The 14,090-nt window shown below is 28.6% G+C and carries 9 protein-coding genes, 1 tRNA gene and 3 riboswitches; of the genes, 4 read left to right on the top strand and 6 right to left on the bottom strand.

All coding sequences use genetic code 11. The features are described 5' to 3' along the window. Positions 1–56 precede the first annotated feature (56 nt). On the bottom strand, positions 57–737 hold the full coding sequence (locus tag ACTG47_RS08375; RefSeq protein ID WP_479926801.1) for a response regulator transcription factor: 681 nt from the start codon (positions 735–737) through the stop codon (positions 57–59). A gap of 307 nt (positions 738–1,044) precedes the next feature. Here ACTG47_RS08375 and ppnP point away from each other — a divergent pair, with 307 nt between their 5' ends. Then, a complete protein-coding gene (gene ppnP, locus ACTG47_RS08370) occupies positions 1,045–1,362 on the top strand; it encodes a pyrimidine/purine nucleoside phosphorylase (RefSeq protein ID WP_479926800.1) in 318 nt (105 codons plus the stop codon). Between the two features lie 86 nt (positions 1,363–1,448). On the opposite strand, the gene ACTG47_RS08365 is transcribed toward ppnP, so the two are convergent. The 3 genes from ACTG47_RS08365 to gcvPA form a co-directional block, all read right to left on the bottom strand. Then, on the bottom strand, positions 1,449–3,806 hold the full coding sequence (locus ACTG47_RS08365; protein ID WP_479926799.1) for an HAD-IC family P-type ATPase: 2,358 nt from the start codon (positions 3,804–3,806) through the stop codon (positions 1,449–1,451). 420 nt (positions 3,807–4,226) lie between these two features. Then, positions 4,227–5,684, bottom strand: coding sequence for an aminomethyl-transferring glycine dehydrogenase subunit GcvPB (gcvPB, locus tag ACTG47_RS08360; RefSeq protein WP_479926798.1), 1,458 nt, complete (start codon positions 5,682–5,684; stop codon positions 4,227–4,229). Then, complete coding sequence (gene gcvPA / locus ACTG47_RS08355; protein ID WP_479926797.1) at positions 5,684–8,158, bottom strand: aminomethyl-transferring glycine dehydrogenase subunit GcvPA; 2,475 nt, start codon at positions 8,156–8,158, stop codon at positions 5,684–5,686. The genes gcvPB and gcvPA overlap by 1 nt, the downstream gene beginning before the upstream one ends. A gap of 209 nt (positions 8,159–8,367) precedes the next feature. Further along, positions 8,368–8,473, bottom strand: a riboswitch (glycine riboswitch). 494 nt (positions 8,474–8,967) lie between these two features. On the opposite strand from gcvPA, the gene ACTG47_RS08350 reads away from it, so the two are divergent. After that, a complete protein-coding gene (locus ACTG47_RS08350) occupies positions 8,968–9,333 on the top strand; it encodes a VOC family protein (protein WP_479926796.1) in 366 nt (121 codons plus the stop codon). A 146-nt stretch (positions 9,334–9,479) separates the two neighbouring features. Here ACTG47_RS08350 and ACTG47_RS08345 read toward each other — a convergent pair. Together ACTG47_RS08345 and ACTG47_RS08340 are read right to left on the bottom strand one after the other, a co-directional pair. After that, positions 9,480–9,560 (bottom strand) — tRNA-Leu (locus ACTG47_RS08345). Between the two features lie 109 nt (positions 9,561–9,669). Beyond that, on the bottom strand, positions 9,670–11,400 hold the full coding sequence (locus tag ACTG47_RS08340; RefSeq protein ID WP_479926795.1) for a Na+/H+ antiporter NhaC family protein: 1,731 nt from the start codon (positions 11,398–11,400) through the stop codon (positions 9,670–9,672). Positions 11,401–11,538: 138 nt separating this feature from the next. Further along, positions 11,539–11,715, bottom strand: a riboswitch (Lysine riboswitch). Between the two features lie 245 nt (positions 11,716–11,960). Between ACTG47_RS08340 and lplA the strand changes: the two genes are divergently transcribed. After that, complete coding sequence (gene lplA / locus ACTG47_RS08335) at positions 11,961–12,947, top strand: lipoate--protein ligase (protein ID WP_479926794.1); 987 nt, start codon at positions 11,961–11,963, stop codon at positions 12,945–12,947. A gap of 90 nt (positions 12,948–13,037) precedes the next feature. Continuing rightward, a riboswitch (SAM riboswitch) is annotated at positions 13,038–13,143 on the top strand. Positions 13,144–13,254: 111 nt separating this feature from the next. Further along, on the top strand, positions 13,255–14,052 hold the full coding sequence (locus tag ACTG47_RS08330; RefSeq protein ID WP_169468068.1) for a MetQ/NlpA family ABC transporter substrate-binding protein: 798 nt from the start codon (positions 13,255–13,257) through the stop codon (positions 14,050–14,052). The last annotated feature ends 38 nt before the right edge of the window (positions 14,053–14,090 follow it).

Below are 14,090 nucleotides of genomic sequence, written 5' to 3'. Positions count from 1 at the left end.
ATGATAAAATGAGTATCAATGTTGTACCAAAAAAAACTTTCCTACTCAGACTTTTCTTAATCCAATACATCAACTCTATACCCTACCCCTCTTATTGTTTCTATGTAATCTATATTGAGCTTTTTTCTAAGATTTTTTATATGTGTATCTACAACTCTTTCATCACCTAAAAAATCGTATTTCCAAAGATTATTTATTAAAATTTCCCTAGTAAGCACTCGTCCCTTGTGTTCTATTAATTCTTTTAAAACTTCAAATTCTCTGGCAGTCAATTCAATCTTTTTCCCATTTACAAAAACTTTATATCCTTCAACATCAATATTTATATCTTTATATGATAAAAACTCTCTATTTTCATAACTGTCTTCTTTATCATTAGCTCTCCTTAACACTGCCTCAACTCTTTTAAGTAACACTATTGTGGAAAAAGGCTTTGTTATATAATCATCCACTTTCAATTCAAAACCTTTTACTTGGTCTGTTTCTTCATCTAGTGCTGTAAGTATAATAATTGGAATATTAGATTCATTTCTTATCATTTCACAAACTACAAACCCATCTATCTTTGGCATAAGTATATCTACTAGAATTAAATCAAATTGAGATTTTTTAAACTTTTCAATACCATCAAGACCGTCTTTTGCTGTTATAATAAAGTATCCTGCATTTTCTAAAAATGCTTTTATTATATTTTGTATGTCTATATCATCTTCTATAATTAATATTTTTTTTGACAAATTTATCCCCCATTTCTGTATCTATAAATTTTAGATTGTATATTTAAATTATATCTTATCTTTATGTTTTTAATGTGTAGCATAAAGTCCACAACTTAAATACTTCTCATATTATATATTTGGAAAAATGTAGGGTCAATAGTATAGTCTACTGTAAATTTTTCCATAAATATCTATATATTTTTCTTTATTTTTTATTTATATTAAAATTTTTAATAAATACTAAATTTTATTTGTAAATATCTAGTAATTTTCACATTATTTTTATATAATATATATGTATAAATAATTTTGGAGGTTTTATCTAATGAGTGAATTTAAAAATGTTACTGCACTAAAGAAGGCAAACGTTTATTTTGATGGTAAAGTAAGTAGTAGAGTAATAATATTCCCTAATGGAGAAAGAAAAACTTTAGGATTAATGTTACCTGGAGAATATACTTTTTCTACTAGAGAAGAAGAAATAATGGAAATGCTTGCTGGAAGCATGGATGTAAAGTTACCTGGAAGTAATGAGTTTATAACTTATAAAGAAGGTCAGAAATTTAATGTTCCAAGCGATTCAAGTTTCGATTTAAAAGTTAATGAAGTTGTTGACTACTGTTGCTCATATATAGCTGATTAATAAACATACATATTCTTACATAAAATTAAACACATCTAAAAAGAGCAGTTCAATGAAGAGCTGCTCCTTTTTATATAGTTTTAAATTTAATTTAAATCTGGAACTATTGTATCTAATATCTCATCTAATACGAATAACATTACTTTTATCATAATTGGCATTAATACTGCTAACGCCATAGTTATAAGAATTAAGTCTCTACTCAATGCTACGAATGAGAATAATCCACCTAAAAATAGAATTCCAATAACAAATGCAATGGTCATACTTACAATTAAAAATAATCTTTCTTTATTAAATGGTAAACATTGTTGTCTTAATATTAAAAGTCCACATACTCCAGTTAATATAGCACACATTGTAGAAAATACGCTTGAACTATAACCTAAGTATTCAACTATGTTGTAAACAATAATTACGTTTACTGTCACACATAATGCTCCTGGTAAAGCATTTTTTAATATATTGAGTAAAAAGTTTCCTGAAATTCTACTTTTATTCACTTCAAGAGCTAAGAAGAATGATGGTATACCTACCGTTACAGCTCCAATTAGTGATAATTGTATAGGCACAAATGGATACTGTCTACTAAAGAAGAATAATGTTAATATAGACAAGAAGAATGAAAAAATCGTCTTTACTAAAAATAAAGAAGATGCTCTTTGAATATTATTAATTACCTTTCTTCCTTCCATAACAACTTTTGTCATTGATGCAAAATTAGAGTCCAATAATACTAGATTAGAAACATTTTTAGTAACATCACTTCCAGAAGCCATAGCGATACTACAATCGGCTTCTTTAAGTGCTAGCACATCATTTACACCATCTCCAGTCATAGCTACTGTGTGATTTTGTTTTTTTAATGCTAAAATCATTTGTTTTTTCTGTTGAGGGCTTACCCTTCCAAAAACACTATATTTATCAACTGCTTTATATATATCTTCATCATTTTTAAGTGTTGTTGCATCAATAAAATTACCCGCCGTTTTAAGACCTGCTTTTCTAGCCACTTCACTTACTGTTATTGGATTGTCTCCAGATATAATTTTTATATCTACACCTTCATTATAAAAAAATTCTAATGTTTCTTTAGCTTCATCTCTAATTTTGTCCAATATCAATATAAAAGCTAGTGGTTTTATATCTTCAGGTATATTATTTCCTTCTATATAAGAATTACTATGAGCTAAAACTATTACTCTATTGCCTTTTTTAGAATATCTTTCAACCTCTATTTTAAGTTCTTTATATTTCTCCTTAAAAATAAACTCAAATGCCCCTAGCAAATATGTACCTTTATTTTCAAATGCAACTCCACTGTATTTTCTTTCTGATGAAAATGGAATTAAATTTTTAACTTTATGTGTATCTAAAATATGGTATTTATCTTTTATTGCATTTAGTGTTGCATTATCATCCTTAAGAGCATTACATATATTACCCATTATATCGTCAATATCTACTTCCTCTAGCACTACTACATCATCAACTTGCATTTTACCCTCTGTAATTGTACCTGTTTTATCAAGACATAATGTGTCAACCCTAGCAAGTGTCTCTACACAGTACAATTCTTGCACTAAAGTTTTATGACTTGCAAGCTTTATAGTTCCTACAGCTAATGCAATACTTGTAAGCAATGTCAATCCCTCTGGTATCATTCCATTTACTGCTGCCACAGTTCCCACCACAGATGTCGTTATAGAATCTCCATTTCCAAAATGTTGCTTTGCAAATAATATAATTCCTAGAGGAATAATTATTATACCTACTACTTTTAATATTGTATTTAATGAATTTCTAAGCTGAGAATTATGTTTTCTAGAAACCTTAGCATCATTAGCTATCTTATTTGCATAATTATCTTTTCCTATATTTTCAACTCTCACAAAAGCATCTCCAGAAACTATAAAACTACCAGAATATAAGAAATCACCTTTGCTTTTTACGATAATATCAGATTCTCCTGTAATTAAAGACTCATTTACTTCTAATTTTCCATCTAAAACCTTTGAATCTGCACAAATTTGATTTCCTGTTTTTAAAATCATAATATCATCTAATACCAATTCTTGTACATCAATCTCTTTTTTCTCTTTCTCTCTTATAACAGATACCTTATTTGAAACTATGACAGATAGATTGTCCAATAATCTCTTAGCTCTTATTTCTTGAATTAAACCTATAATAGTATTGATTACAGCAATAAATATAAACAAAGTATTCTTGAAAGAACCAACTGATACTAATAAACATACTAAAATAATATTTATTAGATTAAAAAGTGTAAACACATTATCTTTAAGAATTTGTTTATATGTTTTAGTTTTTCCATTATCAAATACATTAACCAAATTATTATCTATTCTACTTTGAAGTTGTTCACTACTTAATCCCATACTTATATCACAATTATACCTTTTTAAATTAAGTTTATCCATATTCTGCTCCTTTCAACTTAATGATTTTTTTATACTTAAATCTACAAATATATTATAAAATTATCAATTTTTTTATTTTATTATTCTATAGTCTATATAATAAAATATAAATCTAAAGATTTAAATATTATAATTCTTAAGATTTCCTAAATTTTTATAAATTTCGATATATTTTAGTTAAGTTTCTTTTAATCTAAAAAAGTAGATAAAATTGTATCAAAATAAAGTTCTATAATTACTATAAATATTGGTATTATAATCCTTATCCTAACATTCTATATGGATACTAATGTAATTTAAAACTTCAGTGGTAAATACCAATACATAAAAAAGCTATCTAGACTATATTAAGCCAGATAGCTTTTTGTTATAAATACAAATTTCTTTATATTTATATTTGTATTTGCTATTTTTAATTTTTTATCTTTGTGACCATGTAAGTATAGGTTTCTTTACCGCCCTTGCATCATCCACTCTCTTAACTAAAGTATTATGTGGAGCAGTTTTCAATAGTTCTGGTTCTTCTTTCGCCTCTTTAGCAACATTTTTCATAGCTTCTATAAAACTATCTAATGTCTCTATACTTTCACTTTCTGTAGGTTCTATCATAAGTGCTTCATTTATAATAAGAGGAAAATACATTGTTGGAGGATGGTATCCATAATCTAATAGTCTCTTTGCTATATCGATAGTTTTTATATTTGCCTCTCCTCTTGGTAAGCCACCTAATACAAACTCATGTTTACACAAAGTATCTATTGGTAAGACATAATCATCTTTTATACTCTCTTTAATATAATTAGCATTTAAAACTGCCATCTCACTAGCTTCTTTAAGACCATCTCTTCCCATCGTTAATATATATGTGTAAGCTCTTACAAGCACTCCAAAATTACCATAGAAATTTTTAATTTTTCCGATAGATTTTTCTCTATTATAATTTAATACATACTTATCTTCTTGTTTTTCAATTACTGGTATTGGTAAAAAAGGTATCAATTCTTTTTTAACTCCAACAGGACCAGCTCCTGGACCTCCTCCTCCATGAGGAGTAGAAAAAGTCTTATGAAGATTAAGATGCACTACATCAAATCCCATATCTCCAGGTCTTGTTATTCCCATAATAGCATTCATATTTGCACCATCATAGTACAAAAGTCCTCCTGCTTCATGTACAAGATTTGCTATTTCTTTTATATTTTTTTCAAATAGTCCAAGAGTACTTGGGTTAGTAAGCATAAGAGCTGCTACTTCATCACTTAAAACTTCTTTTAACGCTTCTATATCTATAGCTCCTTTTTTATCAGATGCTATCTGAATCACATCAAAGTTTGCCATAGCTGCACTTGCTGGATTTGTTCCATGAGCAGAATCTGGAATTATTACTTTGGTTCTCTTATGGTCCCCTCTATTTTCATGGTATGCTTTTATAATCATAAGCCCTGTAAACTCGCCATGTGAACCCGCTGAAGGTTGTAGTGTAACTTCATCCATACCTGTAATTTCTGCAAGTCTATTTGACAAGTCATACATTAAAGAAAGAGAACCTTGTGCTATGTCTGAAGATTGGTATGGATGCATTCCTGTAAAGTTTGGAAGTGCTGCCATATCTTCATTTATTTTAGGGTTATATTTCATAGTACAAGAACCTAAAGGATAAAAACCTGTATCAACTCCAAAATTTTTATTTGATAATAGGGTATAATGTCTAACCAATTCTAATTCACCAACTTCTGGCAAATTCAACTCACTTTGTCTAACCATACTTTGGTCAATCATATCTTCTACTTTTATATCATCTATATCTAACTTTGGAAGTGAATATGCTTTTCTGCCTTTTTTAGATATATCTATCAACAAACTATTATATTCTTTCATTATAATCCCTCCATTATTCCAACTAACTTATCTATTTCTTCTTTGCTTCTTTTCTCAGTTACACAAAGTAAAGTTGAATTTTTTAATTCTGGATAATTGTGTTCCAAATTATAACCACCTAATATATTTTCTTCTAAAAGCTTATTATTTATTGTTTCTATATTAAAATTCCCTTGTACAGTAAATTCTTTGAAAAATTTCCCTTTGAATATTGGCTTATATTTTCCTGTTTTTATAAGTTTATTATAAGCATAATGTGCTTTTTTCATAGACTGCATGCCAACTTCTTTAAAGCCTTCTTTTCCCATAGTAGACATATATATTGAAGCTACAAGAGCATTTAAGGCTTGATTTGAACATATATTAGAAGTTGCTTTTTCTCTCCTTACATGTTGCTCTCTAGTTTGTAAAGTTAATACATACGCAGTTTTGCCTTCTGTATCTAAACTTTGCCCAACTATTCTCCCTGGCATTTTTCTCATATACTTAGATTTACTAGCTAAAAATCCTACATAAGGTCCTCCAAAGTTCATAGGATTTCCTAGTGATTGAGCTTCTCCAACAACAATATCTGCTCCTATTTCACCTGGTGTCTTTAGAACACCTAATGATATTGGGTCAACACTCATAATTAACATAGCCTTATTTTCATGAGTTATTTTTTCTATTTCTCCCATCTCTTCAATAATTCCAAAAAAGTTAGGAGTCTGTATAAGAACACATGCTGTATCTTTATCTACTGAAGCTCTTAATTTTTCTATATCTGTAGTTCCATATTCATTACAAAAATCAATTTCTACTATTTCACAATCTTTATATTGTAGATAAGTTTTAAGTACTGATAAAGTTTCAGGATGTGTAGTTTTTGATACTACTATTTTACTTTTTCTAGTCTGGTTCATAGCCATTATACATGCTTCTATTGCAGCAGTTGCTCCATCATACATTGATGCATTTGCAATTTCCATGCCAGTAATTTCTGCAATCATAGATTGAAACTCAAATACTACTTGTAAAGTCCCTTGACTTATTTCAGCCTGATATGGAGTATATGCTGTATAAAATTCAGACCTTGAAGTTATATGTTTTATAATTGATGGTATATAGTGGTCATATGCACCAGCTCCAAGGAAACAAGTTAAGTCTTCTAAACTTAAATTTTCTTCCGACAACCTCTTTACTATTTTACTTACTTCTAATTCAGATTTTCCACTTTCCAAATTTAAATCTCTTTTTAACTTTATTTCATCTGGTATATCTGAAAATAATTCATCAACTGAATTTAACCCTACTACCTTTAACATCTTTGATTTATCTTCATTTGTAGCAGGTATATATGAAAATTTATTTTCTTCATTCGATATAGTAGTATCTTTTTTATATTGCTTTTTATAAAAAGGTTTCTTAACTACCATGGCAGGAACAACTTTTTTTCTGATTGCTATACCTATTTCATTTCCTGATTTTGCATATTCAGAATCTATAATTCCCATACCTAAAATCTTTCCTGTTGTTGGAGATGCACATCCTGTTGTTACAAAACCTACTGTTTTGTCACCAATCTTTATATCATATCCATTTCTAGGCATCCCTTTACCTTGCATTTCAAATCCTATTAATTTTCTTTTTGCTCCATTTTCTTTTTCTTCTGATAAGATTGTTTTTCCAATAAAATCTTCTTTATTTGTTTTTACAAAAATGGATAATCCTCCTTCAATTGGAGATATATGTTCATTTATTTCATGACCATATAGAGGGAGAGCTGCTTCAAATCTCAAAGTATCTCTACAACCTAGACCAGCAGGACATATGTCCTCTCCTCCAACCTTTAAAACTTCATTCCAAATTATTTCTGTATGTTCACTTTTACAATATATCTCAAATCCATCTTCTCCAGTATATCCTGTTCTTGAAACTAAACAAATTAAACCACATATTTTTACTGATGGAATTGATTTATAAAATTTTATTGATTTTAAATCTATGTCTGTAATTTTTTGAAGAATTTCTTCTGCCTTAGGCCCTTGAACTGCTAATTGGCTAACTTTATTAGAAACATTTTGTATGTCTACATTGTATCTTTTACTTTGCTTTATTATCCATGCTACATCTTTATCTATATTACCTGCATTTATTACTAATAAATAATCTTCTTCACCAAATTTATATATTAATAAATCGTCGACTACTCCACCATTTTCATAACACATAGGTGTATATATAATGTCATTTATCTTTAATGTGCTTATATCATTTGTAACTAAATTCTGTATAAATTTTTCTGAATCTACTCCTTTTATTTGTACCTCTCCCATATGAGATACATCAAAGATACCTGCACTTTTTCTAACCATTTCATGCTCTTTATTTATTCCTTCATATTCTAAAGGCATCTCCCAACCAGCAAATTCAACAAGTTTTGCTCCAAGCTCTTTGTGTATATTATACAAAGGTACTCTTTTCAATTCATTCATATATAACCCTCCCCATAAATTTAGACCCACTATATTTAAGTAATTTTGATATTATGTCATATACTTTTTCATAAAAAAAAGATATATCAGCATAGAAAATAATCCTAGCCTATATATCCCTGTTTGTATACCTGAAAGATTTAATAATTTAATATTATTTTGCTTCTTCGGTGACTTATAGTGTACTAACCTAAGTCTCTCCAGAGTCCCATCAATTAGCGATATCTTTGCCTGAAAGTTTCTCTAAGAATTGGCATTTTCTTAAATTTCTTCTTCGGCGCCTTTTTATATAAAGGTCTCTCTCGCTAATCTCATTTGGAAATATTTATTTTCATTTTTATTGTATGAATATTTCGATTAAATGTCAACACATTATATTTATTTTTTTTTATGTATTAATTTTTTTGTTAAGTTTTTATTATCAATTATACTACTTTTATAATATTAACTTTTATACGTATATGTTATATATTAATGTAAAATAATATATTTATTTAATTTATTATTAGCATGTCATATAAAACACTAAAAGTAAAGTTATATTGTAATTTACTATATTATGTTAAAGATATATTTATACATACAATAGAATCGTTTGCAACTTTATCTTTGTGAAAAATAAGATTTTTTCTCATTAACAAATTTATATTTATACACACTTTTAAACAGCAAAAAAGCATTAAATATGCTTTCAGGTTATCGACATGGGACTGTCAATATCCTTTTTCAACTAGTTATGTTATAATACAAATAACATTTATTCAGATAATGTGAATGATAGTGTAATATAAAATACAGGAGGAATTTTAATGCTGGCAACGCATATATATTTTAACGGAAATTGTAAGGAGGCGATAGAGTTATATAAGAACACTCTATATGCTGATGTTAAAACACTCATTGAAGATTCCAATTCAAATCTTGTTGTTCATGCAGAACTGACAATTCATGATGAATTGCTCATACTAAATGATTTTGGCAATAGTGATGGAGTTTCAAGGTCTGGAGGATATCAGTTATGCCTCCAATTTGATAACGAAGATGAGCTAAAAAGAGCTTATTCAAACATGGAGTTTGAAAGTATTACAATTAACCCAATACAATCCACAGATTACAGTCCATGCACTGTAAGATTTGAAGATAGATTTGGTGTAAGGTGGGCATTTTGGGTATAGACAATTGTATATTACATGTATCTTCTAATTTGAAAACACTCAATGTGCTTTTATATTTGATTTATTTATCAAAAAATAAAAACGGGATAGCCCACTCCGAAAGCCAGCAACCCCAGTTTTTTTCAGCACAACTAAGTACTGTATAATGCGGATGAAGGGAGTCGAACCCCCACGCCAATGGCGCTAGATCCTAAGTCTAGTGCGTCTGCCAATTCCGCCACATCCGCTTATCACTCTTTTATTTTACTATATTTCGCTATTATTTTCAATAACTTTTTAATATTATCTAAAAACTAACAAAACAATGATAATAAAAGGTGAAATTTATTTATATCCTTATTCTGCAAGTTCTATCTCTGCTTCATCAACTCTCTTACCAATTATTTGAATACCAACAAACACAGCCACTATAGCCAATGGTAACACTATATATATTGGCAGTCCAAAGCCAGCTGGTATATATCCAAATACAATAGTGATTACTGCTGTAAATATAGCATATGGCATTTGAGTATTAACATGGTCTATATGATTACAGCCAGCTCCCATTGAAGAAAGTATTGTTGTATCTGAAATTGGAGAACAATGGTCTCCAAATATTGCACCTGTTAAAACTGCACTTGTACTTACTATTACATAAGACATATCAGGATTTAGTGAGTATGCTAGTGGTATTGCAAGTGGCATAAGTATACCCATTGTTCCATAAGCTGTTCCAGTAGCAAAAGATATTATTGCTCCTAAACCAAATATTAAACTTGGCAATAAGAATGGAGGTAATGAACCTGATAATAAGTGTATTAAAAACTTAGCTGTACCTAATTCTTTTATTACTGAACTTAATGACCATGCAAGTATTAATATTACACCAGTGATTACTAAGCTTTTCATTCCATCTATCCAAACATCAATTGCTTCTGACACTGTAAAAATCTTTTTAACTATAGCCATTATAATAGCAACTAAACTTGCAACAAGTGCAGATTGGAATAATGCTCTAGATGCATCAGATGCACTAAAAGCTTCTTTTATTGCCTCAAAAGAATATGGTGAATTTGTAAATAATTGTATTAAAGCTTTATCTTCACCACCCATTATAGATGTATATCCACTGTAATAGAATGATGCTAGAGCAACTACTATTAATGTCCCTATTGGAATTATAGCATTCCACACACTCAATTTTACTCCATTTTTTGGAGCTAAATCATCTAATTCTTCTACACCTTCATCAAGGTCTGTACCAACTTTTCTGCTTCTAGATTTTATCTCTGCTTTTCTCATTGGTCCAAATTCTTTTAATAATAATGCTGATATTACAATAAATGCTAATATTAATATATTATAAAATCTAAATGGTATTGTATTTAAAAATATACCAAACGCATCAACATCCACACTTATACTTTCAAAAGCATCATGTATTAAACCAACTTCAAGACCTATCCATGTAGATATTATAGCTAATCCAGCAACTGGTGCTGCTGTAGCATCTATTATAAAGGACAATTTTTCTCTTGATATTTTCATTTTATCTGCAACAGGTCTCATCATAGGCCCTACTATTAACGAATTGGCATAATCATCAAAGAATACTAAAAGACCCAAAAACCATGTTATAATTTGTGTACCTTTTGCTGATTTTGCTCTTTTGGCAAGTGCTTCAGCTATAGCCTTAGCTCCTCCCATTTTTGCAACAAGATTTATCACTCCTCCAATTGCTAGAACTTGTAGTATTATACCTGCATTCCACGGGTCTGATAACGATACCAAAGCTCTATCAACTAAATCTAAAAATGCTTGTATAAATGTAGCAAACACATTTATCCCACTAGCTTTAATTATAAAGCTACCAGAAAGAATCCCTATAAGTAAAGAAATTATTACGTTTTTAGTTATAAATGCAAGTATTATAGCAACTAATGGTGGTATTAAAGTTAAGATTCCAAATTTTTCTGCATTCGCTAGTGCAATAGTGTCTATATCTTCCTCCGCAAAAACCATTACTGTTGACATTATAAACATAATTGTCGTCAGAAAAATAATATTAATTTTTTTGTTTTTCATATAAATCTCCCTCTCTTTTTTTGTTTTGTGAATTATACAGGGTATTTGATAAAATAAAAAAAGCCTTAAGTGCTAAACACTCAAGGCTTGAAAATTACAATACATCAATGATATTAAAAATAAATATAATATAATTCCTTAAATGATAGCTCACCACAAATAAACCTGTGACAGTTGTACACATTTTCTATGTACCCCCAGCAATATAATCTTAAAGCATTGATTATAAAACTTCGGCAATATCTCCTTTCCTAATAAATCTCTGTGCTTAACTCATTATTAGTACTGATAGATTATTGCGCCTCTACCCTTCTATTCACTTTTATTAAGTATATTTTGAGTATATATTATTTATTTAAACTTTGCAAGGCAGTTTTTAAAATTCCTTTTTATTTTTTATATAAAATACCATATTTTTCTGATTATATTTAATATACATTTCTACTAATATATGATTATCTTCTAATTTAAAGGACTTTTTATATTATTGTCGAATTATAAAATTAATTGTACTAAGAATAACAAAAAAATTTTATCAATTATATGGAGGAATTACTTTAATGTTACTAATTTACAATGAAAAGACAAACCCTTACTTCAATTTAGCAATGGAAGAATATCTTCTAAAAAATTTTGACGAAGACTTATTTATTTTATGGAGGAATGAACCTTCTATAATTGTTGGAAAAAACCAAAATACACTTTCTGAAATAAATTTAGAATATATAAAAGAAAATTCTATACCTGTTGTTAGAAGACAATCTGGTGGTGGAGCTGTATTTCATGATTTAGGAAATATAAATTTTACATTTATAGCCTGCAATAATAATAGCTTTAGTGATTTCAGAAGATTCACTCAACCAATAATAGATTTACTTAAAACATTAGATGTAAATGCTGAATTTTCTGGAAGAAATGACCTTCTTATAGATGGCAAGAAGTTTTCTGGAAATGCTCAATACAACTACAAAAATAAGGTAATGCATCATGGTACACTGCTATTTTCATCTGAAATAAATGACCTTTCAAAAGCTCTAAAAGTAAAACCTATAAAATTTGAAGGAAAGGGCATAAAATCTGTAAAATCTCGTGTAACTAATATAAGTGAACATCTACAATCTAAAATGGATATTCTAGAATTTAAGAGTGCAATAATGAATTATCTTTCTAAGACTAATACTGATAATACTAACTATTATTTAAGTGAATATGACATCGAGCAAATAGAGAGACTTACTAAGTTAAAATATGAAACATGGGACTGGAACTTTGGTAATTCACCAAAATATACTCTTTCAAATGAATTAAAATATACTGGTGGAAATGTTGAATTTAATCTAAATGTTGATAAAGGTATAATAACTAGTATAAAATTTTTTGGGGATTTTTTTGGAAAATGTGACGTTTCATTTGTGGAAAATGAGCTTGTTGGCACGAAACATGAAGAAAATGCTTTAAGAAATATTTTAAATTCAATTGAAATAAATGATTATTTCTTAGGAGCTGATACTGATATTCTAGTTTCTGGAATCTTAGGTGTTAAATAGAAATACTAAAGATTTTAAAATATTTATAAAATTATGTTTACATATATAAAAAATCATGATAATATTTATAACATAATTAAAAATTGATACTTCTTATCCAGAGTGGTGAAGGGACTGGCCCTATGAAACCCAGCAACCAGTATATTTTTATATACATTGGTGCTAAATCCTGCAGTATTATACTGAAAGATGAGTCTAAATTAGCTTTTAAAGCCTGAGTTTAAACTCAGGCTTATTTTATTTTGCAGTGTGATAAAAGAGGGTATTTTATTTTTAACTAATCAATCATATTCAGGAGGGAATTTATATGAAATTCAAAAAATTATTAAGTTTGTTATTATGTCTAGTTTTTACTTTATCTATAGTTGGATGCTCTAAAGCTAATGATGACAAAAAAATCGTTGTTGGTGCTACTTTAGTACCAGGTGGAGAATTATTAGAAGAATTAAAACCACTTATAGAAGAAAAAGGTTATACTTTGGAAATTAAAAATTTTGATGACTACATACTTCCAAACGAAGCTTTAAATAATGGAGAAATTGATGCAAATCTATTCCAACACGAACCTTATCTAAAAGAAGCTGTTAAAGCTAAAGGATATAAAATAATGGCTGGAAAAAAACTATATGTATGCCCAGCTATCCTTTACTCTTACAAGATAAAATCTATTGATGAATTTAAAAAAGGAGATACAATCGCAATAAGTAACAACCCATCTTCTTGTTCTAAAGACCTTAGATACCTTGAAAGTATCGGACTTTTAACTTTACCTAAAGGTGACGGATTAGTTAGTCCTAAAGATATAATAGAAAATCCAAAAGGCATACAATTCAAAGAATTAGATATTGCTCAGATTCCATCTTCTCTTCCAGATGTAACTGCTGCATTTATAGATACTACTTATGCAGTACCTGCTGGTCTTGATGCTAAGAAAAATGGACTTTATACAGCACCTATAAATGATGAATATGCAAATCTTTTAGCATTTAGAACTGAAGATAAAGATAGTGAAAAAATTAAAGTTCTACAAGATGTTCTTACATCAGACAAAGCAAGAAGTATAATTGAAGAGAAATATAAAGGCATTGTAATTCCTGTTTTTTAGTATAATTTTAATATTATTATTCTAATCTTGTTGAATAT

Source organism: Clostridioides sp. LIBA-6622 (assembly GCF_056716095.1).
This window is presented reverse-complemented; position numbering and strand designations above follow the sequence as displayed.

Coding starts and splice junctions, on each gene's coding strand:
- ACTG47_RS08350 (WP_479926796.1), top strand. CDS start 8,968: ATGCTGGCAACGCATATATATTTTAACGGAAATTGTAAGGAGGCGATA.
- ppnP (WP_479926800.1), top strand. CDS start 1,045: ATGAGTGAATTTAAAAATGTTACTGCACTAAAGAAGGCAAACGTTTAT.
- gcvPA (WP_479926797.1), bottom strand. CDS start 8,158: ATGAATGAATTGAAAAGAGTACCTTTGTATAATATACACAAAGAGCTT.
- ACTG47_RS08365 (WP_479926799.1), bottom strand. CDS start 3,806: ATGGATAAACTTAATTTAAAAAGGTATAATTGTGATATAAGTATGGGA.
- ACTG47_RS08340 (WP_479926795.1), bottom strand. CDS start 11,400: ATGAAAAACAAAAAAATTAATATTATTTTTCTGACGACAATTATGTTT.
- gcvPB (WP_479926798.1), bottom strand. CDS start 5,684: ATGAAAGAATATAATAGTTTGTTGATAGATATATCTAAAAAAGGCAGA.
- ACTG47_RS08330 (WP_169468068.1), top strand. CDS start 13,255: ATGAAATTCAAAAAATTATTAAGTTTGTTATTATGTCTAGTTTTTACT.
- lplA (WP_479926794.1), top strand. CDS start 11,961: ATGTTACTAATTTACAATGAAAAGACAAACCCTTACTTCAATTTAGCA.